The organism is Kitasatospora sp. NPDC043950 (assembly GCF_056435345.1).
In genome coordinates this window covers 115,968-135,941 of the sequence record NZ_JBWKER010000003.1, presented here as the reverse complement: position 1 = coordinate 135,941, position 19,974 = coordinate 115,968, and the positions used below count along the sequence as shown (strand labels likewise).

At 73.0% G+C, this 19,974-nt stretch carries 16 protein-coding genes and 1 pseudogene; 8 read left to right on the top strand and 9 right to left on the bottom strand.

Translation table 11 applies throughout. The features are described 5' to 3' along the window. Positions 1 to 39 precede the first annotated feature (39 nt). Positions 40 to 342 (top strand): SHOCT domain-containing protein, encoded by a 303-nt coding sequence (locus AC07BF_RS02825; protein WP_363586172.1) that lies wholly within the window; start codon positions 40 to 42, stop codon positions 340 to 342. A gap of 76 nt (positions 343 to 418) precedes the next feature. Beyond that, complete coding sequence (gene glsA, locus AC07BF_RS02820; RefSeq protein ID WP_478332845.1) at positions 419 to 1,654, top strand: glutaminase A; 1,236 nt, start codon at positions 419 to 421, stop codon at positions 1,652 to 1,654. Between the two features lie 18 nt (positions 1,655 to 1,672). On the opposite strand, the gene AC07BF_RS02815 is transcribed toward glsA, so the two are convergent. Next, positions 1,673 to 3,373 (bottom strand): AbgT family transporter, encoded by a 1,701-nt coding sequence (locus AC07BF_RS02815; RefSeq protein ID WP_363631859.1) that lies wholly within the window; start codon positions 3,371 to 3,373, stop codon positions 1,673 to 1,675. Continuing rightward, the gene (locus AC07BF_RS02810) at positions 3,370 to 4,857 is read right to left on the bottom strand and encodes a leucyl aminopeptidase family protein (RefSeq protein WP_478332844.1); all 1,488 of its coding nucleotides are present in this window, start codon (positions 4,855 to 4,857) and stop codon (positions 3,370 to 3,372) included. The genes AC07BF_RS02815 and AC07BF_RS02810 overlap by 4 nt, the downstream gene beginning before the upstream one ends. 308 nt (positions 4,858 to 5,165) lie before the next feature. Here AC07BF_RS02810 and AC07BF_RS02805 point away from each other — a divergent pair, with 308 nt between their 5' ends. Next, entirely contained in the window at positions 5,166 to 5,990 is an 825-nt protein-coding gene (locus AC07BF_RS02805) for an SAM-dependent methyltransferase (protein ID WP_478332843.1), read from the top strand. A 210-nt stretch (positions 5,991 to 6,200) separates the two neighbouring features. Here AC07BF_RS02805 and AC07BF_RS02800 read toward each other — a convergent pair whose 3' ends face one another. From AC07BF_RS02800 to AC07BF_RS02785, 4 genes are all read right to left on the bottom strand, one after another. Further along, the gene (locus tag AC07BF_RS02800) at positions 6,201 to 6,557 is read right to left on the bottom strand and encodes an immunity 51 family protein (protein ID WP_363586167.1); all 357 of its coding nucleotides are present in this window, start codon (positions 6,555 to 6,557) and stop codon (positions 6,201 to 6,203) included. 76 nt (positions 6,558 to 6,633) lie between these two features. Further along, positions 6,634 to 7,506, bottom strand: coding sequence for a HEAT repeat domain-containing protein (locus tag AC07BF_RS02795; RefSeq protein WP_478332842.1), 873 nt, complete (start codon positions 7,504 to 7,506; stop codon positions 6,634 to 6,636). Positions 7,507 to 7,675: 169 nt separating this feature from the next. Further along, positions 7,676 to 8,989, bottom strand: a complete 1,314-nt coding sequence (locus tag AC07BF_RS02790) for a cytochrome P450 family protein (protein ID WP_478332841.1) — start codon at positions 8,987 to 8,989, stop codon at positions 7,676 to 7,678. A gap of 190 nt (positions 8,990 to 9,179) precedes the next feature. Then, positions 9,180 to 10,181, bottom strand: coding sequence for a LacI family DNA-binding transcriptional regulator (locus tag AC07BF_RS02785; RefSeq protein WP_363631861.1), 1,002 nt, complete (start codon positions 10,179 to 10,181; stop codon positions 9,180 to 9,182). A gap of 179 nt (positions 10,182 to 10,360) precedes the next feature. On the opposite strand from AC07BF_RS02785, the gene AC07BF_RS02780 reads away from it, so the two are divergent. Both AC07BF_RS02780 and AC07BF_RS02775 read left to right on the top strand, forming a co-directional pair. Further along, entirely contained in the window at positions 10,361 to 11,302 is a 942-nt protein-coding gene (locus AC07BF_RS02780) for a nitrilase-related carbon-nitrogen hydrolase (RefSeq protein WP_478332883.1), read from the top strand. A gap of 253 nt (positions 11,303 to 11,555) precedes the next feature. After that, the gene (locus AC07BF_RS02775) at positions 11,556 to 12,305 is read left to right on the top strand and encodes a DUF4232 domain-containing protein (RefSeq protein ID WP_478317242.1); all 750 of its coding nucleotides are present in this window, start codon (positions 11,556 to 11,558) and stop codon (positions 12,303 to 12,305) included. 28 nt (positions 12,306 to 12,333) lie between these two features. Here the strand turns inward: AC07BF_RS02775 and asnB are convergent, their stop codons facing one another. Then, positions 12,334 to 14,181 (bottom strand): asparagine synthase (glutamine-hydrolyzing), encoded by a 1,848-nt coding sequence (gene asnB / locus AC07BF_RS02770; RefSeq protein WP_363583518.1) that lies wholly within the window; start codon positions 14,179 to 14,181, stop codon positions 12,334 to 12,336. Positions 14,182 to 14,409: 228 nt separating this feature from the next. Then, positions 14,410 to 14,811 (bottom strand): annotated as a pseudogene (locus AC07BF_RS02765) (short-chain fatty acyl-CoA regulator family protein); the annotation flags it as partial. Positions 14,812 to 14,966: 155 nt separating this feature from the next. On the opposite strand from AC07BF_RS02765, the gene AC07BF_RS02760 reads away from it, so the two are divergent. Genes AC07BF_RS02760 through AC07BF_RS02750 form a run of 3 tightly spaced genes read left to right on the top strand, consistent with a single transcriptional unit; the run spans position 14,967 to position 18,546 of the window. Then, positions 14,967 to 16,472 (top strand): MmgE/PrpD family protein, encoded by a 1,506-nt coding sequence (locus AC07BF_RS02760; protein WP_478332840.1) that lies wholly within the window; start codon positions 14,967 to 14,969, stop codon positions 16,470 to 16,472. Continuing rightward, positions 16,472 to 17,377 carry a methylisocitrate lyase gene (prpB, locus tag AC07BF_RS02755; RefSeq protein WP_478332839.1) on the top strand — a complete coding sequence of 302 codons (906 nt, stop codon included), beginning with the start codon at positions 16,472 to 16,474 and terminating at the stop codon, positions 17,375 to 17,377. Before AC07BF_RS02760 ends, prpB begins: the two co-directional genes overlap by 1 nt. Positions 17,378 to 17,397: 20 nt before the next feature. Further along, a complete protein-coding gene (locus AC07BF_RS02750; protein ID WP_478332838.1) occupies positions 17,398 to 18,546 on the top strand; it encodes a bifunctional 2-methylcitrate synthase/citrate synthase in 1,149 nt (382 codons plus the stop codon). On the opposite strand, the gene AC07BF_RS02745 is transcribed toward AC07BF_RS02750, so the two are convergent. Continuing rightward, positions 18,492 to 19,958, bottom strand: a complete 1,467-nt coding sequence (locus AC07BF_RS02745) for a short-chain fatty acyl-CoA regulator family protein (protein WP_478317238.1) — start codon at positions 19,956 to 19,958, stop codon at positions 18,492 to 18,494. The two genes, AC07BF_RS02750 and AC07BF_RS02745, sit on opposite strands and share 55 nt — an antisense overlap. Positions 19,959 to 19,974 lie beyond the last annotated feature (16 nt).

Here is a 19,974-nt window from a genome sequence, read left to right as displayed (position 1 = left end):
GACTCCAAAAGGGGAGCCGGACTCCGAGAAGGAGCTGTCATGATCGGCCGTCGTCTGTCGCGCAGCGGGCGCCCGGGGCTCATCGGCACCGCCGCCCGCACCGCCGTCATCGCCGGGACCGCCACGTCCGTGTCGAGCAGGGTCGCCGCCCGGCACCAGCAGGCAACCGCGCAGGCGGCCCCGGCACCGCCGTCGCCCGCACCCGCGTCTCAGGCCGTGCCGGGCGCCGCGCCGAACGACCAGACGCTCGCCCAGCTCGAACGCCTCGTCGAACTGCGGCAGAGCGGGATGCTGACCGACGACGAGTTCACGGCGGCCAAGCAACGCCTCCTCACCTCGTGAACCCCCTCCGCCGGACGGCGCCCGCACGGGGGCAGGGCCCGACCGGGCCCGCGCGCTGCGCCGCCGTGGTGCGGTGATGGAGCCCGTGGCGGCGGTGCTCGCCGAACTCGTCGAACGGCACCGCGCCGATACCGCCGGTGACGTCGCCCGCTACATCCCCGAACTCGCCCGCGCCGACCCGCACGCCTTCGGCCTCGCCATGGTCAGCGTCCAGGGCCACACCTATCAGGCCGGTGACGCGTCGACCGCCTTCACGATCCAGTCGGTCTCGAAGCCCTTCGTGTACTCGCTGGCACTGTCGGAGCTGGGCCTGGCGGAGGTGGCCAGGAGGGTCGGGTTCGAGCCGAGCGGGGAGCCGTTCAACGCGATCAGCCTGGAGGCCGGCACCGGGCGCCCGGCGAACCCACTGATCAACGCCGGGGCGATCGTGACGACCGCGCTGATCGGCGGCGACTGCGAGGCCGCGTTCGAACGGATCCGCGACACCCTGTCGGGCTTCGCAGGCCGCCGGCTGACGGTCGACGAGGACGTCTACCGGTCCGAGGCCGCCACCGGGGACCGCAACCGGGCGCTGGCCTACCTCACGCTCTCCCAGGGCGTGCTGGAGCGCCCGGCCCAGCAGGCCTGCGACGTGTACTTCCGCCAGTGCGCGATCGAGGTCACCGCCGTCGACCTGGCCGTCATGGGCGCCACGCTGGCCAACGGCGGGCGCAACCCGGTGACCGGGCGCCGCGTCGTGGACGCCGACGCGGCGAGCGCGACGCTGTCGGTCATGGCCACCTGCGGCATGTACGACCACAGCGGGGAATGGATGCTGAGGGTGGGCCTGCCGGCCAAGAGCGGCGTCGGCGGAGGGGTCTGCGCCGTGGGCCCCGGCCAGTTCGGCGTCGGCGTGTTCAGCCCCCCGCTGGACCCTCGGGGCAACAGCGTCCGCGCGAGCGCCGTCCTGCGGGAGCTGTCCGCCGAACTGGGCCTGCACGTCCTGCGGCACACCGAGCGTGCGCGCTCACCGCTCCAGGCGGTGCGCACCGACCACGGCGCGCACCACCTGGAGCTGTTGGGCGACCTCGGTTTCGCCGCCGCCGAGGAGATCGTCCACTGCGTCCGTCGCCTGGCCCGCGATCAGCCCCGGCCGCTGGTCACGGTCGACCTCTCCCACGTCACCGCCGTGCGCCCGATCGCCCGCAGGCTGCTGGCCGACTGCGCCGCCGGCCTCCGGGCCCGGACGACGGTGCGCTTCGTCGACCCCGCGGGCCTGGTCCGAAGGCCGTCCGCAGACCGGAGCGACACCCCGGCCGAGAGAGCCGAGTGAGCACCGGCAAGCACAGGTTCACAGTTTGACGGGTGCGCCCGGCCCCATCGGGATGCCGATGGCGTACCAGGCGACGAAGAACAGCAGCCAGGCCACCGCCACGATGACCGTGTAGGGGATCATCAGGGAGATGACGGTGCCGACACCGGCCTGCTTCCTGAACTTCTGGCACTGCAGGACGATGAACGGCAGGTAGACCATCAGCGGGGTGACGACGTTCGTCGGGGAGTCGCCGACCCGGTAGGCGGCCAGCACGGTCTGCGGCGCGACGCCGAGGCGGATGAACAGGGGCACGAAGATCGGCGCGAAGATCGCCCACTTGGGGATGATCCCGGGGATGATCAGGTTGATGACGTAGGTCAGCAGGATGAAGGCGATCAGGAGCCAGATCGCACCGATGTTCGCGCTCTCCAGCTGGTCGGCGAGCTGCACGGCGACCACCGTGGCGATGTTGCTGTAATTGAAGTACGAGATGAACTGGGCGATGATCAGCAGCAGGAAGATCAGGCCGCCGAGCCCGGCGAAGGTCTTGGTGATCGCGTCCATCGCGGCGGCGCTGCCGCGCAGGGTCCTCGCGCCCGCGCCGAAGGCCAGGCCCATCACCAGGAACGCGATCATGATGATGACGATCAGGCCGTCCATGAACGGCGAGTCCTCGAACAGGCTCCCCGTTTCCGGGTTGCGCAGCGGCGCGCCGGGGATGAACGCGAGCAGCGTGACGGCCACCACGAGCGCGATCAGCGAGAGGCCGGCGTAGCGCAGCCCCCGGGCCTCGGCCGCGGTGTCGACGGGGGGCTCCTCGCTGTCCGCGACGGCGGCGGTGTCCCGCGGCTGCCAGGGGCCCAGGCGGGGTTCGATGATGCGTTCGGTGATGAAGGTGATGACGATGGTGAGGAACAGGGTGGAGCCGATCGCGAAGTAGTAGTTCGCGGTCAGGTTGAGGGACTGCCCGGGGTTGACGAGCCTGATCGCCTGGTTGGTGATCTCGGTCATGATGCCGTCGATCGGGGCGATGAGCAGGTTGACGCTGAAGGCCGCGCTGACCCCGCCGAAGGCCGCGGCGATCCCGGCGAGCGGGTGGCGCCCGGCGCTGATGAAGGCGACCGCTCCCAGCGGGATGAGGACGAGGTAGCCGGCGTCGGAGGCGATGCTGGACAGGATGCCGGCGAAGACGATGATCGCGGTGAGGGTCTCCGGTGGTGAGATCCTGACCAGGCGTCGGATCAGGGCCGCGATCAGTCCGGCCTCCTCCGCGAGCCCGACGCCGACCATGATGACGAGGATGACCGCGACGACGCCGAAGTCGTTGAAGTTGTGCGCCGCGGAGGTGAACAGGAACCGGACGCCGTCGCCGGACAGCAGGCTCTCGACCTTCGTCGTCTCGACGACGGTCTCGTAGTGGTGGGTGTACGTCGACTCCGGCGGCAGGTGGGTGCCCGCGTACTCGGTGCCGCCCTCGTGGACCTGCGTGGCCGGGTAGGGAACGGACTTGACCGTCTCGCCGGTGACGTGGACGTCGAACGCGGCCAGGACCGCCGACAGCACGATCACCAGGACGCACAGCAGCAGGAAGATGATGGCCGGGTGCGGGACCTTGTTCCCGATCTTCTCGATGGCGTCCAGGACGCGCCCCGACCCTCCGCCGGACTTTCCGTTCCCGGAGGCGGTGGCGCTCTTGTCCTGCGGGCCGTCGGCCTGGGCGTGGGCGAGGGCGCTCACCGGCCGGCCTCCTCACTGATCGAGCGGGTGGAGTCGGTCCGCGCGGCCGTCGACGGAGGGGTGAAGGCCAGCGCGAGCTCTGCGAGCAGGCGCGCGCCGAAGCCGGTGCAGCCCTTGGTGCGCCAGCCGCTCGGCTTGTCGTTCTGGGCCGGCCCGGCGATGTCGATGTGCGCCCAGGGGCGGCCGGCGACGAACTCCTCCAGGAACAGCGCGGCATGGATCGCCCCGCCGTTGGGGCCCCCCATGTTCTTCAGGTCCGCCACCTCCGAGTCCAGCTCCGGCCGGTAGCGCCGCGACAGCGGCAGCTGCCAGGCCGGCTCGCCGGTGCGGGCGGCGGCGTCCAGGACCTGGTCGACCAGCGGCTGGGCGTTGCCGAACACGCCCGCGGTCTCGGCGCCGAGCGCCCGCAGACACGCGCCGGTCAGGGTGGCGATGTCCACGATCGCGTCCCCCGGCTCCTCGCCGGCCAGGACCAGGGCGTCCGCCATGACCAGGCGGCCCTCCGCGTCGGCGTTGACCACCTCCACGCTCGTGCCGCCGCGCATCCACAGCACGTCGCCCAGCTTGAGCGCCGAGCCCGAGGGCATGTTGTCCGTGCACATCAGGTAGCCCGTCACGGCCGTCCGGCAGCCGAGCCCGGCCAGGACACACAGGGCCGCCAGGATCGCCCCTGCACCGGACATGTCGTTCTTCATCGTCGCGTGCACCGCGTCGGCGGGCTTGAGGCTGATGCCCCCGGAGTCGTACGTGATGCCCTTGCCCACCAGGGCCAGCCGGGGCGTCCCGTCACCGGCGCCGGAGGGCAGGTAGGTGAGCTTGACCATGCGGGCTTCGTCCACGCCGCCCCGGTTCACGCCCAGCAGGCCGCCGCAGCCCAGCTCCTCCAGCTCCCGCTGCCCGAACACCTCCACCTTCAGGCCGCACTGCGCGCCGAGCCGCACCGCGACCTCGGCCAGGTCCGGCGCGGTCAGCAGGCTGGGCGGCGCGCTGGCCAGGTCCCGGGCCAGCATCGTCGCGCGGGCCAGCCACACCCCGCGCTCTGCGCCCTGCTCGACGGCCTCGCGCGAGTCCGAATCCGAACCCGCCACGACCGTGACAGTCTCCAGCGCCGTGCCGGACGGCTCGCGCTTGAGCGGATCGAAGCCGTAACGGGCCAGCAGCACCCCCTCCACCAACGCCTGCGCCGCCTCCGCCGGCGTCGCACCCGCCCCGGACGGCACCACGACGGCCAGCCGCGAACGGCCCGGCACCGCGAGCGCCACGGCCGCCCCGGCGTCCCTCAGCACATCGGGACCTGCCGCACCCTCCGGCCCCGTCCCGTAGAGCACGACGTCCGGCCCGTCCTCCCGGGGCACCAGCAGCACCCGGCCCGCCGCCCCCGTCATCCCGGCGGCCTCCACGGCCCCCGGGCCCAGCCCGATCCACGCCGGCACCGCCACCGCCCCTTGGACCACCGGCAGCCCCACCGCCTCCGGATCTCGCACCGCCTCCGGATCCCGGGCCGGCGCGACGTCAACCCTCGGAACGCGGCTCCACGAAGGAATGAGATCGAGGGCTGCCCTGCTCTGCGCCACTGTGCTCTCCTCTGCTGGGGCGGCGGTCCAGAGGCCGCCGGTCCCAGCAGCCGCTCCCCAGTAAGACGCACGGTCAGGGCGCCTCCAGGACACGCCACGCGCTGTGCCCCCCAAACGCACGAACGCCCGGCGCACCGGCGTCGGCGCGCAGGCGGGGGTGGGAAGGCACACCCTAGGCTTGAGGCCGCACTGTTCCGAGGGACGGGGAGTCGGCTGCCGTGACCGATCGCAGCACAGAGGATGATCAGTCGAAGCCGAGCATCGCCCGGGTCTACGACTATCTGCTCGGCGGCAAGGACAACTACGCCGTCGACCGCGAGATCGGCGACTTCTTCATCAAGGACCTGCCCGGGTCGCGGGCGATGGCCTTCGCCAATCGCAGGGCCCTCATTCGCGCCGTGGCGGCCATGGCCCGCGACGGCGTCTCCCAGTTCGTCGACATGGGCAGCGGTCTGCCCACCGCCGACAACGTGCACCAGGTCGCCCAGCGGCACCGTGCGGACACGCGCGTCGTCTACGTCGACCACGACCCGGTCGTGGTCGCGCACAGCCGGGCCCTGCTGGCCGCCGACGACCGCACCACCGTGATCCGGGCGGACCTGCGCGCGCCGGAGGAGCTCTACCACGACCCCGGCCTACAGGAGTTGATCGACTTCGACGAGCCGGTGGGCGTCGTCTTCAGCGCCGTGCTGCACCACCTCACCGATGCCGAACGCCCCGCCGAGCTTGCGCGCTGGTGGGTGGACCGGGTGCCGTCAGGCAGTCAGGTCTACATCTCCCACTTCCGCTCCGGCGGGAACGAGGAGACCCGGCTCATGGAGCAGAAGCTGCAGAGCAGTTTCGGCCGCGGCCGCTGGCGCACCGACGAGGAGATCACCGGCCTGTTCGACGGCCTTGAGCTCCTCGAACCGGGCCTGGTCCCCTGCTCCCTGTGGCGGCCGGACCCCGCGCCGGACGACGACGGCACCGGGAACGGCGTGGACAGGCCCGCTCCGACGGTGTGGGAACAGCTGATCTCCTGCGCACTGGCCCGCAAGCCGTAGCCGGCTGTTGGCCCGCGCGCCCCGTACACCGGTCCCTCCACGATCCCGTTTCGCCATCGCCGCAACCGCTGTCGCGTCGGCTCCGCGACGTCGCCGACGGCTTCCGGTGCAGGCGGACCGAACGTGTCAGCCGCAGCCGCCGTACGGGTGCCGCCCGGCGCGCGGGTCGTCCCCCACCCCGCGGCAGGCCGGGAGGCGCCCGGCCGACAGTCAGTCGAAGTCGTCCGGATCGACGCCGCGTATCAACTCGGCGAGCCGGGCGCGGTCGTGGAACGCCTGGCTCAGGAGCGCGGCGAGGCGTTGCAGAGCGTCCAGGTCCCGACTGCGGGCGATGAACATCCCCGCCTCGGGATCGTAGGTCAGCCGCTCCGACACCTCAGGCGCGTGCGCGAGCACCGCGGCCCGGGCGACGCCCGCCCAGCCGTACCCGTTGCCGTACTGGCCGCAGGCCTCGAACTCGTCCTCGACGGCGACCATGGCGTCGTCGGTGAGCATCAGGTAGTAGGACTCCGGCTCGTGGTCGTAGGCGGAGAGGATCAGGGGTGCGTAGGTCGTCCGATCGGTCATGGGACCGACCTTAGCGGCGGGGTCCGACAGCGGCGGGCGAAGGCTCCCGGGCCGCACTGCCGGATCGTCACTCCCGTTACCCGACCCGCCTGCGACTCTGCACGACAAAGGCGACGATCTCCTCGGGCAGTTCGTCGTCCACCGCGATCCGGACCTCCGTCACCGTGCCGGGCCAGTCGGCGATCAGGTCGTTGCTCAGCGCGTCGTTCTCCATGGCGGCCATGAGTTCGCCTCCCCGGACCGTCTGTCCGGGCACCACCAGGACCTCTGTCACACACCACGGGACGCCCATCTTGGGCGTCACCACGAACTCCACCGGCCCGAGCTCGCGCCAGACCGGGGGCGTCGGCGGCCCGCCGATGCGCTGCTCGACCAGGTCCAGAGCCGTTCCGGCGCGCCGGGCAAAGTCGGAGTCGCCCGCGAGGTGCTCACGCAGCAACGGCCCGACCGCGCGGGCATCGCCCAGCCGGGCCAGCGTCTCCACCGCCTCGGACCGCATCGCAGGGTCCACCAGGCACCCGACGACGGCCTCCGTGTGTTCAGCGGACCCGTTCTCTGCCAGGCCGAGCAACGCCCGGCGACGGAACTCCGTGCTACCGGACCGAAGTTGGCGCTCCAGGAACGGCACCGTCCGCGGGTCCCTGACATGTGCGAACGTCTCACGGGCCAGCAGCGATTCGAGCGAGGGGTCGTCCGCCAGCGCGTCGAACAACCCGTCCGGGAGAGCCTCCGCCAGGAGTACCTGCAGCGAGGCGGGGCGCCGGTACTCGTCCCGGTCGCGGCTCACGATCTCCGCCAGGTCCCAGCTCTTCTCCGCCCGGCCCGCGAACACGTCGAGGAGTCGGCGAAGGCTCACCGGTCCGGCAGCCACCAGGTCCTCCAGGGCGCCGCCGTCCCCGTGCATGTAGCGCGCGAGGAGGCTGTCGATCCCGTCGGTGGTCAAGTCCATGGAAGTCAGCCGGCTTTCGGTGGGTCAGCGGGTCGCGGTAGGTGCCCGGACAGTCTCTCGCGGCCGCCCGGGCGTTCGACATTCCGTCATGTGCGAGTACTTCCCGGCCACTCACCTCCGCGCCTTGCTCGGGGACACTGCGCGCGTTGCCCTTGCCGTTCTCTGCCAGCTAGGCCGGGTGTGCCTCGTTCCTGGCCGGCGCCGTGTGGCTCGGGGGTTGGAGGCGTACGGGGAGGGTCTTCAGGTGCCAGTTGAGCGGGTTGGTGCCGCGCTGCAGGTGCTCCGGGTCGACGGCGAGTTGCAGGTCGGGTACCCGGCTGAACAGCGCGGCCAGGGCGACGGCGGCCTCCTCCTGGGCGAGGTGCGCGCCCAGGCAGCGGTGCGCGCCGTGCCCGAAGCCGAGGTGGGGCTCCTTGCTGTGGCGGGTGCGGCCGAGGTCGAGGCGGTCGGGGTCGGCGAAGGCGGCGGGGTCGCGGTTGGCCGCGGACACGATCGGGAGGACGGCTTCTCCGGCGCACACCGGGGTGGCGCCGACGGTGGTGTCGCGGGTGGCGTAACGGGGCAGCGCGCGCACGACGGGCCCGCAGTAGCGCATGAGTTCATCGACGGCGTGCGGCATGAGGGCGGGGTCCTCGCGCAGCAGGGCGAGCTGGTCGGGGTGGGCGAGGAGCGCTTCGGTGCTGTTGGCGATGAGGTTGACGGTGGTGATGTGCCCGGCGACGACCAGGTTGGTGATGAGCGAGACGAGCTCGTCGGTGCTCAGGCGGTCGTCGTGGTGGGGCGCGAGCAGTTCGGAGATGAGGTCGTCGCCCGGGTCGGCGGTGTGGAGGCCGACGAGGAGGTGGGCGTCGGCGACCATGCCGGCGAGCGCGTCGCCCAGTTCCTCGCCGCAGGTGCCGGCGGCCAGGGTGGCGCTGCGACTCCGCCAGCGGTCGCGGTCGGCTTCGGGGACGGCGATGAGTTCGCAGATGACGGTGATGGGCAGCGGTCGGGCGAAGTGTCCGATCAGGTCGACGACGCCGTCCTCGGCGTGGTCCGGCAGGCGGTCGAGCAGGTCGGCGGCGATGGCTTCGATCCGGGGGCGCAGCGCGGCCACGCGGCGCGGGGAGAACGCGGCGGCGACCAGGCCGCGCAGACGGCGGTGGTCGGAGCCGTCCGAGTCGAAGATCCCGGCGCGCAGGTACTTCTCGTAGCCCGCGTACATGCCGCGGGCCTGCCAGGTCTGTTCGGTGCGGTGGGCCACCTTCGCGCCGGGGACGGTCGCGGCGTCGATGGTGAAGTCGGGATCGCTCATGATCGTGCGGATGTCGTCGTGGCGGGTCGCCACCCACATGGGGTCGACGCCTCGGACGCAGCCCCGCACCAGGTGCTCGCGTTCGCGGATGTGCGCGTAGGAGGTGAACGGATCGCGGACCAGCTCCTGATCCGCCAGGTCCAGTGGTTCGTCGCCGGACTCGGTGGTGGTCCGGCCTTGCGTCGTCATGGTGAGCGCTCCCAACGGGTGGTCGTTCCGTGACGGCATCATGGCGGCCGGACCGCGCCCCACCTGCCGCTATCGGTGCCAATCCACCCGAACGAATGCATTCGCCCTCGACCCCGGAGACGAGGACGCCCGGTCGTCGTCCGGGGCCGCGGTCGGTGTCCGTTCGGGTCGGTGTCCGTTCGGGTCGGTGTCAGCCGCGACCGGCGGTGGAAGCCCGGACGCGGAGTTCCCAGGCGTGGGTCCGTACCACGCCCGGTTCCGCCGCGCCCGACAGCAGGTCGCTGAGCAGGGCCGCGCATTCGCGGCCGTACTCCGCCGCGCGCAGGTCCACCGCCGTCACCTGCGGGCTCGACCCGCGTGCCGCGGCGCCGTCGACGCAGGCGGCCACCAGCACCTCGGTTCCGGCCCGCAGGCCTGCCCGGGCCACGGCTGCCAGCACGCCGGGCACCGCGCCGTCGGGGGCGCAGACCACGGCGTCCAGGCCCGGGGTGCCGGCGAGCAGGTCCGTGGTGGCGGCCTCGGCCTCGGTCGGCGTGGCCGCGAACGGGACCGTTCGCACGGCGACCTCGACGCCGTGGCGCCCGGTCCAGTCGGCGGCGGCGGCCCGCAGGGCGGCCGCCCAGTCGGATCCCGGGCCGGGGGCCAGCAGTGCCGGGCGGCGTGCGCCGCGGTGCGCGAGGTGGTCCAGCAGCGCGGCGAGCGAGGTGGCGTTGTCGCACACCACCGATCCGCTGGGTGCGGCCCCGCCTCCGAGGTAGCGCTCCCCGGTGACCACGGGTACGCCGGCGGCCAGCAGACCGGGCACGGCCGGGTCGTCGACCTCCGGATCGATGACCATCAGCCCGTCGACCCGGGCGGCCAGCCCGCCCTCCGCCGCCTTCCCGGGGGCCAGCAGCACCACGTCGAGGCCGTCCTCGCGGGCTCGCTCGACGGCGCCGAACGCCAGCTTCATGTAGTAGTCGAGGCGGGTCGCCGTGCGCGGCAGGTACAGGCCCACTGCCCCGGTGCTGGAGCGGCGCAGGCTGCGCGCCGCCGAGTTCGGCCGGTAGCCGAGCTCTCGGGCCGCGGCCTGGACGCGTTCACGCGTCGCCTCGGCCACCCGGCCGGATCCGAGGAGGGCGTCGGAGGCGGTGCTCTTGGACACCCCGGCCGCCCGGGCCACGTCGAACAGGGTCACGGATCGGCTGGTCACAGCCCGGAAGTCTAGACGCAGAACCGGAGGCCACCCGTGGTCCGGGCGCCTGCCATGCTCCTCGAACCCCCTTGCCGGAACGTTCCGGCAAGGCTTAGGGTCATCCGTGCCGGAACGTTCCGGCACAGCTTCGGCCGCTGCTCCCGACACCATGACCCGAGATGACCCGAGGACCCGCCATGCGCCTGATCACCGCCCTGAACCCGCCCGCGTCCCCGGCCCGCACCCGCGCGCCCCGGCGCGCCGCCCTGCGGGTCGCCCTCGTCCAGCAGCGCTGGCACGCGGACCCCGAGCAGCACCGGGCCGGCCTGCTGGAGGGAATCCGCCTCGCCGCCGAACAGGGCGCCGCCCTCGTCGCCCTCCAGGAGCTCACGCTCTCCCCGTACTTCGCCGTGCTGCGCCAGTCCGACCACCCGCAGGCCGTCGAGCCCGAGGACCTGCGCACCGGCCCGACCTTCGCGTTCGCCGCGGCCGCCGCCCGCGAGCACGGCATCCACGTGCACGCCTCGCTCTTCGAGAAGGCCGACGGGCCGGACGGCCCCGACGGCCTCGGCTACAACACCGCGATCCTCGTCGCCCCCGACGGCACCCTGGTGCAGCGCACCCGCAAGCTGCACATCCCCGTGACCGAGGGCTACTACGAGGACACCTGGTTCCGCCAGGGCCCGGCCGGCGAGGACGCCTTCCCCCTCGCCGAGGTGGGCGACGCCGCCGTCGGCCTGCCGACCTGCTGGGACCAGTGGTTCCCCGAGCTCGCCCGCGCCTACTCCCTCGCCGGCGCCGACGTGCTCGTCTACCCGACCGCCATCGGCTCCGAGCCGGGCCACCCCGGCTTCGACACCCAGCCGCTGTGGCAGCAGGTCATCACCGGCAACGCCATCGCCAACGCCACCTTCATGGTCGTCCCCAACCGCATCGGCACCGAAGGCGAACTCACCTTCTACGGCAGCTCGTTCATCGTCGACCCGTACGGCCGCGTGCTCGCCCGGGCACCGCGCGACGAGGCCGCCGTCCTGGTCGCCGACCTCGACCTCGACCAGCGCCACGACTGGCTCGAACTCTTCCCCTTCAACACCACCCGCCGCCCCGACGCCTACGCGCCCCTGACCTCCCAGCGCTGACGCCCCCGGCCTCCCCGGCCCGGTTCCGGCCAGGAAACGGGGAGGCCCGGCTGCGGGGCTGCGGGGCTGAAGGCGAGCGAAGTGGTGAGCCCGGGGCTCGCGGTGTCAATGGTGTTGCGCCTGGCCGATTGTCACAGTCCGGTCCTCGGGATGTCCTGGCGATTGTGACGCCACACGTGCCACCGAAAGCCACTGACCGACCGTCATGGTGGGTGTCCAGCAAGCCAGCACGCACCGTCATCGGGGAGCCACCATGTCCGTCCGCCGCCGTCGCCCGCTGCTCGTCACCGCCGTCCTCGCCGTCGGCGCCGGACTCGTCCTGACCGCCTGCGGGCCCGACAACACCGACCCGGCCGCCGGCCCGAAGGCCTCCCCCACCACCGCGGCCGTCACACCCGCCCCCACCGGCGCGGCCCCCGCAACCGGGGCACCGACCGCCCCGACCACGGGCCCGGCCTCGCACACCCCCACGGGCGCACCCCACACACCGTCCGGCACCAGCCCCTCCACCAGCACCCGACCCGGCACCGGCAACGCACCCGCCCCCACCGACGCCACCCCCTGCGACATCAACAACCTCTCCATCCACGTCACCACACGCCCCGGAACACCCAGCCAGCGGGTCATCGAAGTCCACAACACCGGCACCAAGGCCTGCAGCCTCAGCTCCTCCCCCGGCGTCAACCTCGGCAACTCCACCGCCCGCGACCAGAGCAACAACATCCGGCCCGTACTCGCCAGCGGCACCCAGCGCTTCCCCGTCCCCGCCGGCCAGAACGCCTACGCCGTCATCGACCTCAACCCCGGCGGCGCCACCACCGGCACCACCCCCGACATCAACGAACTCAACGTCCTCGCCGACCAGGACGACACCAACATGCCCCTCGCCGCCACCCACAACTTCCCACTCACCAGCGACACCCGCGTCCTCAACCCCCACCTGGGCAACTACCGCGCCACCACCGCCGACGCCGTCACCTCCATGACAGCCGCCGGCAAGTAACCCCGACACCCTCGGCGAGGCCGCGAGGTCAGAAGGCCAGGGCGGGGCGGTGGTGGTCGAGCCACAGCGCGAGGTCGACGACCCGCTCCAGGCGGAGCCGGTGGCCCCACGGCAACTGCTCGGCAGGCGTGTCGATGGCCGCCCCGACGACCGTCTCGTCGGCGATGTCCCGTACGTGCGGTGCGTCCAGCGCCTCGCGGGCCAGCCGCTGTAGACCTGCGTTGTAGTCGGGGTGGTGGGTGGCCGGGTAGTGGTTCTTCGGCCGCCACAGCACCGAGTCGGGGGCGATGCCCCGGCCGAGGTCGCGCAGCAGGCTCTTCTCCCGGCCGTCGTGGTTCTTCATCGCCCAGGGGGTGTTGAAGGCGTACTCGACGAGGCGGTGGTCGCAGTAGGGCACGCGCACCTCCAGGCCCTGGGCCATGGAGAGGCGGTCCTTGCGGTGCAGGAGTTGGCGCAGCCAGCGGGTGAGCGAGAGGTGCTGCATCTCGCGCAGGCGGTGTTCGGCGGCGCTCTCGGAGTCGAGGCGGGGGACGGCGGCCACGGCGGTGCGGTAGGTGTCGGCGCGGAACTCGGGGATGCGCAGCCGGGCGGCGAGGTCGGGGTGGAGCGGCATGGCGGCCTGGTCCCCGGTCACCAGGAGCCAGGGGAAGGCGCGAGCGGCGAGCGCCTTCGGGTGGTGGAACCACGGGTAGCCTCCGAAGACCTCGTCGGCGGCCTCGCCGGAGAGGGCGACGGTGGAGTGCTTGCGGATCTCTCCGAACAGCAGGTAGAGCGAGGTATCCATGTCGCCGACGCCGATCGGCGAGTCCCGGGCGACGACCACGGCGCGCCGGTTGTCCGGGTCGAGCAGGGCACGGGGGTCGAGGACGACGGTGGAGTGCCGGGTGCCGATGAACGCGCCGGCCTCGGCGGCGAAGGGGGTGTCGTGGCCGGTACGCAGCACGTCGCCGGTGAACTGTTCGGCCTGGTCGCTGTAGTCGACGGCGTAGGAGCGCAGCGTGGCCTGCGGCCCTTCGCGGAGCCGGAGTTCGTCGGCGATCAGGGCGGTGACGACGGTGGAGTCGAGGCCGCCCGAGAGCAGGCTGCACAGCGGGACGTCGGCCTCCAGCTGGGTACGGGCGGCGCGGTCGACCAGGCCACCGATCAGCTCGGTGGTGGTCTGCGGGTCGTCGGTGTGCGGGCGGGCGGTCAGCTCCCAGTAGCGCCGTTCGCGGATGCCGTCGCGGTCGAGGACGAGCATGCTGCCGGGGTGCACCTCGCGGACGCCGGCCCAGACGGTGGGGCCGGTGTTGAACAGGAGGCTGTAGGCCTCGCGCAGGCCGTCGGCGTCCACGGTGGGGGTCACCTCGGGGTGGGCGAACAGGGCCTTGGGTTCGGAGCCGAAGGCGAGGCCGCCGTCGGTTTCGGCCCAGAACAGCGGCTTGACCCCGAGCCGGTCGCGGACCAGCAGCAGGCGCTGCTCGCGGTCGTCCCAGACGGCGAAGGCGTACATGCCCTCCAGGTGGTCGACCAGGGCGTCTCCCCACTCCTGGTAGGCGCGCAGGACCACCTCGGTGTCGCTCCGTGTCTCGAACCGGTGGCCCCTGGCGGCGAGTTCGGATCTCAGCCGGTGGTGGTTGTAGACCTCGCCGCTGTAGGTGAGCACCACCTGCGGGTGTTCGGGGCGGTCGGTCATGGGCTGGGTGCCGCCCTCGATGTCGATGACGGCGAGGCGGCGGTGGCCGAGCGCGGCGTGGCGGCCGAGCCAGACCCCGCCGGCGTCGGGTCCGCGCAGGGCCATGGTGTCGGTCATCGCCTGGATGACGGAGGCGGCCCCGTGGCCGATGTCCTGGTGGAAGGACTGGTGGAAGGACACCCAGCCGGTGATCCCGCACATGCTCGCGCTCCTGGGGTGAAGGGGTGTGCTCTGCCGGACGCTGTCGGCGACGGCGCCCGGCCCAGAAGTCGGGCCGGACGTCCGGGAAGTTCCGGGCAACCGCAGGATTCCCGGGGCGGGTCGGGCGGTGCCCGCGCGAAGCCCACCGGGGGTGCACCGCCGGGCGTCGGGCTCGGACGGAGGGGCGTCGGGCTCGGACGGCCGGACCGGTACGTCGGCCGGCGGCGTTCAGTTCCGGGGATCGGGCAGCGCGGGGTACGGGATGAAGGTGCTGGTGTGCTCGTCGAGCGCCAGCGGCCGGCCGATGGCGGGCGCGGCGCGCTGCGGGCACGCCGGGCGTTCGCACACCTTGCAGCCGAGCCCGATCGGGGTGGCAGCCGCCACGTCGCCGAGGTCCAGTCCCGCCGAGTACACGAGCCGTGCGGCGTGGCGGAGTTCGCAGCCGAGGCCGATGGCGAAGGTCTTGCCGGGGCGGCCCCAGCCGCCGGGTGAGCGGGTGACGGCGCGGGCGGTCCAGAGGTAGCGCCGGCCGTCGGGCATGGCGGCGACCTGGACGTGGACCCGGCCGGGGGCGGCGAAGGATTCGTAGACGTTCCACAGCGGGCAGGTGCCGCCGGTGCGGGAGAAGTGGAGGAGCCGGTTCCCCGGCGGGGTTCGCAGGTTTCGCAGGTTCGCAGGAATCCGCCGTACGGATTCCACCGATTGGCATGCTGGATCATCGGCCGTCCGACGAGCAGGCTCGGTCATGCAAGACCGAGAGCCATCGAGCGCCCCCGAGGAGTCCCGTGATCGAGCACCACGTCCGCGTCCACCCCAGTGCCGACCGGCTGCCGCGTGAGGAGCAGCTCGCCTGGAAGCTGGCCGCCGTCGCCACCGGCACCGAGGAGCTGGACCCGGCCGGCGCGGGCATGGCCGTCAACCGGGTGATCGACAACGCGGCGGTGGCCGTCGCGTCGCTGCTGCGCCGGCCCGTGACGGTGGCCCGCGCCCAGGCGCTCGCCCACCGCGGCGCGCCGGGCGCCCGGGTGTTCGGCAGCCTGGCCCGGGTCTCACCGGAGTGGGCGGCCTGGGCCAACGGGACGGCGGTGCGCGAGCTGGACTTCCACGACACCTACCTCGCCGCCGACTACTCCCACCCCGGCGACAACATCCCGCCGCTGCTGGCCGTCGCCCAGCACACCGGCCGCAACGGGGCCGACCTGCTGCGCGGCATCGTCGCCGCCTACGAGGTCCACGTCGCACTGGTGCGGGGCATCTGCCTGCACGCCCACCGGATCGACCACGTCGCGCACCTGAGCGCGGCCACCGCCTGCGGGCTCGGGGCGCTGCTGCGGCTGCCGACCGAGACGGTGTACCAGGCGGTGCAGCAGGCCGTGCACACCACCACGGCCACCCGGCAGTCCCGCAAGGGCGAGATCTCCAGCTGGAAGGCCTTCGCCCCCGCCTTCGCCGGCAAGGCCGCGATCGAGGCGGTGGACCGGGCGATGCGCGGCGAGACCTCCCCGTCCCCCGTCTACGAGGGTGAGGACGGCTTCCTCGCCTGGCTGCTCGACGGCCCGCGGTCCGACTACACCGTGCCGCTGCCCGCGCCCGGCGAGCCGAGGCGGGCGATCCTGGACACCTACACCAAGGAGCACTCCGCCGAGTACCAGGCCCAGGCGATCATCGACCTGGCCCGGCGGCTGCGCGAGAGGACCGGGCCGCTGGACGGCGTCCGCTCGGTCGTCCTGCACACCAGCCACCACACCCACCACGTCATCGGCTCCGGCTCGGGCGACCCGCAGAAGTACGACCCGCGCGCCAGCCGGGAGACCCTCGACCACTCGATCCCGTACATCCTCGCCGTCGCCCTGGAGGACGGCGCCTGGCACCACGAGCGCTCCTACGCCCCCGAACGGGCCCAACGCCCGGAGACCGTGGCGCTCTGGCAGAAGATCACCACGGTCGAGGACCCGGAGTGGACCGCCCGCTACCACGACCCCGACCCGGCCCGGCGGGCCTTCGGCGGGCGTGTGGTGATCACCCGGGACGACGGCACGGTGATCCAGGACGAGCTGGCCGTCGCCGACGCCCACCCGGCCGGCGCGCGCCCCTTCGACCGCCCCGCGTACGAGCGGAAGTTCCGCACCCTGGCCGAGGGCATCGTCTCCCCCGCCGACCAGGACCGCTTCCTGGCAGCCGCCGCAGACCTCGCCGAGCTGAAGGCCGCGGACCTGGACGAGCTCTTCCCGGCCGTCGACACCGCGGCCGTGCGCGCGTTCGACGCACTCCTCCCGAAGGGCCTGTTCTGATGCTGCACACCCGCACCACCCCCGCCCAGCGCCGCCGCGCCCTGCGCGAACGCCTCGCCACCGGGCGGCTGTTGACGATGCCCGGCGCGCTCAACCCGCTCTCCGCCCGGCTCATCCAGGACCTCGGCTTCGAGGCCGCCTACCTCTCCGGCGCCGTCCTCGCCGCCGACCTCGGCCTGCCCGACATCGGCCTCACCACCGCCACCGAGGTCGCCGCCCGCGCCCAGCAGACCACCCGGGTCACCGACCTCCCGGTGCTGATCGACGCCGACACCGGCTTCGGCGAACCCATGAACGCCGCCCGCACCGTCCAGCTGATGGAGGACGCCGGCCTCGCCGGCCTGCACCTGGAGGACCAGGTCAACCCCAAGCGCTGCGGCCACCTCGACGGCAAGGCGGTCGTCCCCCGCGAGGACATGACCCGCCGCCTGCGGGCCGCCGTCGACGCCCGCCGCGACCCCGACTTCCTGCTGATGGCCCGCACCGACGCCCGCTCCGTCGAGGGACTGCGCGCGGCGATCGACCGGGCCAAGGCCTACGTCGACGCCGGAGCCGACGCGATCTTCCCCGAAGCCCTCGCCGACGAGGCCGAGTTCGAGGCCTTCCGCAAGGCCGTCGACGTCCCGCTACTCGCCAACATGACCGAGTTCGGCAAGTCCCCGCTGCTCGACGCCCGCACCCTCCAGGACCTCGGGTACGAGATCGCGCTCTACCCCGTCACCCTGCTGCGCCTGGCCATGGGCGCGGTGGAGGACGGCCTGCGCACCCTCGCCTCCGAGGGCACCCAGGAGTCGCTGCTGCCGCGCATGCAGACCCGCTCCCGGCTGTACGAGCTCCTCGGCTACGAGCAGTACGCGGCCTTCGACACCGCCGTCTTCGACTTCACCCTCCCGCCCGGTGCCTGACCCCGCATCGGAGACCAGCCATGCCCACCACCGCGCCCGGGATCCACCGCGGACTCGCCGGAGTCGTCGTCGACACCACCGGGATCTCCACCGTCATCCAGGAGACCAACTCCCTCACCTACCACGGCTACCCCGTCCAGGACCTCGCCGCCCAGCGCTCCTTCGAGGAGGTCGCCTACCTGCTGTGGCACGGCGAACTGCCCGACCCCGGACAGCTGCGGGAGTTCCGGGCCCTCGAGGCCGCCCTGCGCCCGCTCGACCGCACCACCACCGAACTGCTCGCCAAGCTGCCCGAGACCTGCCACCCGATGGACGTGCTGCGCACCGCCGTCAGCTTCTTCGGCGCCGAGGACCCCACCGAGGACGACGGCCGCCCCGCGCCCCACCTCGCCAAGTCCCTCACCCTGCTGGCGAAACTGCCCACCGTCGTCGCCGCCGACCAGCGCCGCCGCCGGGGCCTGGCGCCCATCCCGCCGGACCCCGGGCTCGGCTACGCGGAGAACTTCTTCCACATGTGCTTCGGCGCGGTGCCCGCCCCGGAGGTGGTCCGCTGCTTCGAGATCTCCCTCGTGCTGTACGCCGAGCACAGCTTCAACGCCTCCACCTTCACCGCCCGCGTCGTCACCTCCACCCTCTCCGACCTCTACAGCGCCGTCACCGCCGCGATCGGCGCACTCAAGGGCCCCCTGCACGGCGGCGCCAACGAGGCCGTGATGCACATGCTGGAGGAGATCGGCGACACCGCCCGGGCCGCGCAGTGGCTCGACGAGGCACTCGCCGCCAAGCGGAAGATCATGGGCTTCGGCCACCGCGTCTACCAGCACGGCGACTCCCGCGTCCCGATCATGCAGGCCGCCCTGGACGCCCTGGTGGCCCGCAGCGCCGACCCCCGGACGGCCCGGCTGGCCGCCCTGCACGCCGCACTGCGCGAGGCGATGCTGGAACGCAAGGGCATCCACCCCAACCTCGACTACCCCGCCGGCCTCGCCTACCACCTGATGGGCTTCGACACCCCCGTCTTCACACCCGTCTTCGTGATGAGCCGCATCACCGGCTGGACCGCCCACATCACCGAACAGCTCGCCCACAACTCCCTGATCCGCCCGCTCGCCTGCTACGACGGCCCCGGCCAGCGCCCGGTGCCGGGGCTGTCACCGAGCACGGCGTAGGGAACGCGGCTGCGGCGGTCCGGCTCGACCGCCAGGCGCCCGCCCGCCGGCGGGCGGGCACGCTGGACGCAGTCGCGGCGCTCGCAGATCCGGCAGCCCAGCCCGATCGGGGTCGCCGCTCCCGGAGCGTCGAGCGCGACGCCCTCGGCGTAGACGAGGCGGTGGGCGTGGCGCAGCTCGCAGCCGAGCGCGACGGCGAACTCGCTGCGCGGTGCGCGGTGCCCGAAGCCGCCGTGGGAGACGGTGCGGGCGATCCAGAAGTAGCGCTTCCCGTCCGGCATCTCGGCGACCTGGGTGAGGATCCGGCCGGGCGCGGAGAAGGCCTCGTAGACCGTCCAGAGCGGGCAGGTGCCGCCCAGGCGGGAGAAGTGGAAGTCGGTCGCGGACTGGCGCTTGGAGATGTTGCCCGCCCGGTCGGCGCGCAGGAAGGAGAACGGGACGCCGCGTCGGCCCGGACGCTGGAGGGTGCTCAGCCGGTGGCAGACCGTCTCGAACCCGACCCCGAAGCGGGCCTGGAGCAGCTCGATGTCGTACCGAAGCTCCTCGGCGGCCGTGTGGAAGGCGGTGTACGGCATCAGCAGGGCGCCGGCGAAGTAGTTGGCCAGGCCGATCCTGGCCAGGTCGGCGGCCTGGGGTGAGGTGAGGCCGGGCCCGGCCGCCGCCACGAGCGTGTCGAGCAGCGGCCGGTGCTCCAGCAGGGCCAGTTGGGTGGCGAGTTGGAAGGCACGCCGGCCGCCGGCCAGCCACGGTGAGAGCCGCAGCGTGCCGGCCGCCGGATCGTAGCGCCGCAGGTCGCCGGGCCGCCGGTGGTCGGCGTCCAGCACCCGCACCCCGTGCCGCTCGCCGAGGCGGGCGGCCAGCGCGGCGGCGGTGCGGCCCGCGGTCGTCGTCGCCAGGCACCGCGCGGTCCGCTCCGCCGCCTCGTCCAGGGCGGCGATGTGGTTGTGATGGGTGTAGAAGAAGTCCCTGACCTCGTCATGGGGTTCGGCCGGGCGGATGCCCGCCCCGGTGCCGGGCTCACCGAGGTCGACGACCCGCGCGAGCGCCTCGCGGTAGCCGCGGTGCAGCGCGACCAGGGCCCGTGCCACCTCCGGGTGGTTCCGGCTCACCTCCGCGATCTCCTCCGTCGGCACGGCTCCGCCACAGGCCTCGTCCGCGAGCGCGGTGCGCAGGTCGGTGCCGAGGCGTTCCTCCTCGGCCTCGGAGAAGAACTCCGGGTCGACCCCGAGCACCTCGGCGATCCGCAGCAGCACGGCGGCGGTCAGCGGGCGCTGGCTGTGCTCGATCTGGTTGAGGTAGCTGGTCGAGATGCCGAGCTCGCGCGCCAGCTCGACCTGGTTCATGCCGTGCTCGCGGCGCAGTCGGCGCAGCTTGGCGTGGGCGTAGATCTTCCGCCCGGTCGGACGTGGCATGGCCCGCACTTCCTCT

What these genes read in the sequence shown, in the direction of transcription:
- asnB (WP_363583518.1), bottom strand. Translation starts at nt 14,181, where the DNA reads ATGTGCGGGATCACCGGCTGGGTGTCCTTCCACCAGTCCTTCCACCAG.
- AC07BF_RS02825 (WP_363586172.1), top strand. Translation starts at nt 40, where the DNA reads ATGATCGGCCGTCGTCTGTCGCGCAGCGGGCGCCCGGGGCTCATCGGC.
- AC07BF_RS02750 (WP_478332838.1), top strand. Translation starts at nt 17,398, where the DNA reads ATGCCCACCACCGCGCCCGGGATCCACCGCGGACTCGCCGGAGTCGTC.
- AC07BF_RS02775 (WP_478317242.1), top strand. Translation starts at nt 11,556, where the DNA reads ATGTCCGTCCGCCGCCGTCGCCCGCTGCTCGTCACCGCCGTCCTCGCC.
- AC07BF_RS02795 (WP_478332842.1), bottom strand. Translation starts at nt 7,506, where the DNA reads ATGGACTTGACCACCGACGGGATCGACAGCCTCCTCGCGCGCTACATG.
- AC07BF_RS02745 (WP_478317238.1), bottom strand. Translation starts at nt 19,958, where the DNA reads ATGCCACGTCCGACCGGGCGGAAGATCTACGCCCACGCCAAGCTGCGC.
- AC07BF_RS02800 (WP_363586167.1), bottom strand. Translation starts at nt 6,557, where the DNA reads ATGACCGATCGGACGACCTACGCACCCCTGATCCTCTCCGCCTACGAC.
- glsA (WP_478332845.1), top strand. Translation starts at nt 419, where the DNA reads ATGGAGCCCGTGGCGGCGGTGCTCGCCGAACTCGTCGAACGGCACCGC.
- AC07BF_RS02790 (WP_478332841.1), bottom strand. Translation starts at nt 8,989, where the DNA reads ATGACGACGCAAGGCCGGACCACCACCGAGTCCGGCGACGAACCACTG.
- prpB (WP_478332839.1), top strand. Translation starts at nt 16,472, where the DNA reads ATGCTGCACACCCGCACCACCCCCGCCCAGCGCCGCCGCGCCCTGCGC.
- AC07BF_RS02780 (WP_478332883.1), top strand. Translation starts at nt 10,361, where the DNA reads ATGCGCCTGATCACCGCCCTGAACCCGCCCGCGTCCCCGGCCCGCACC.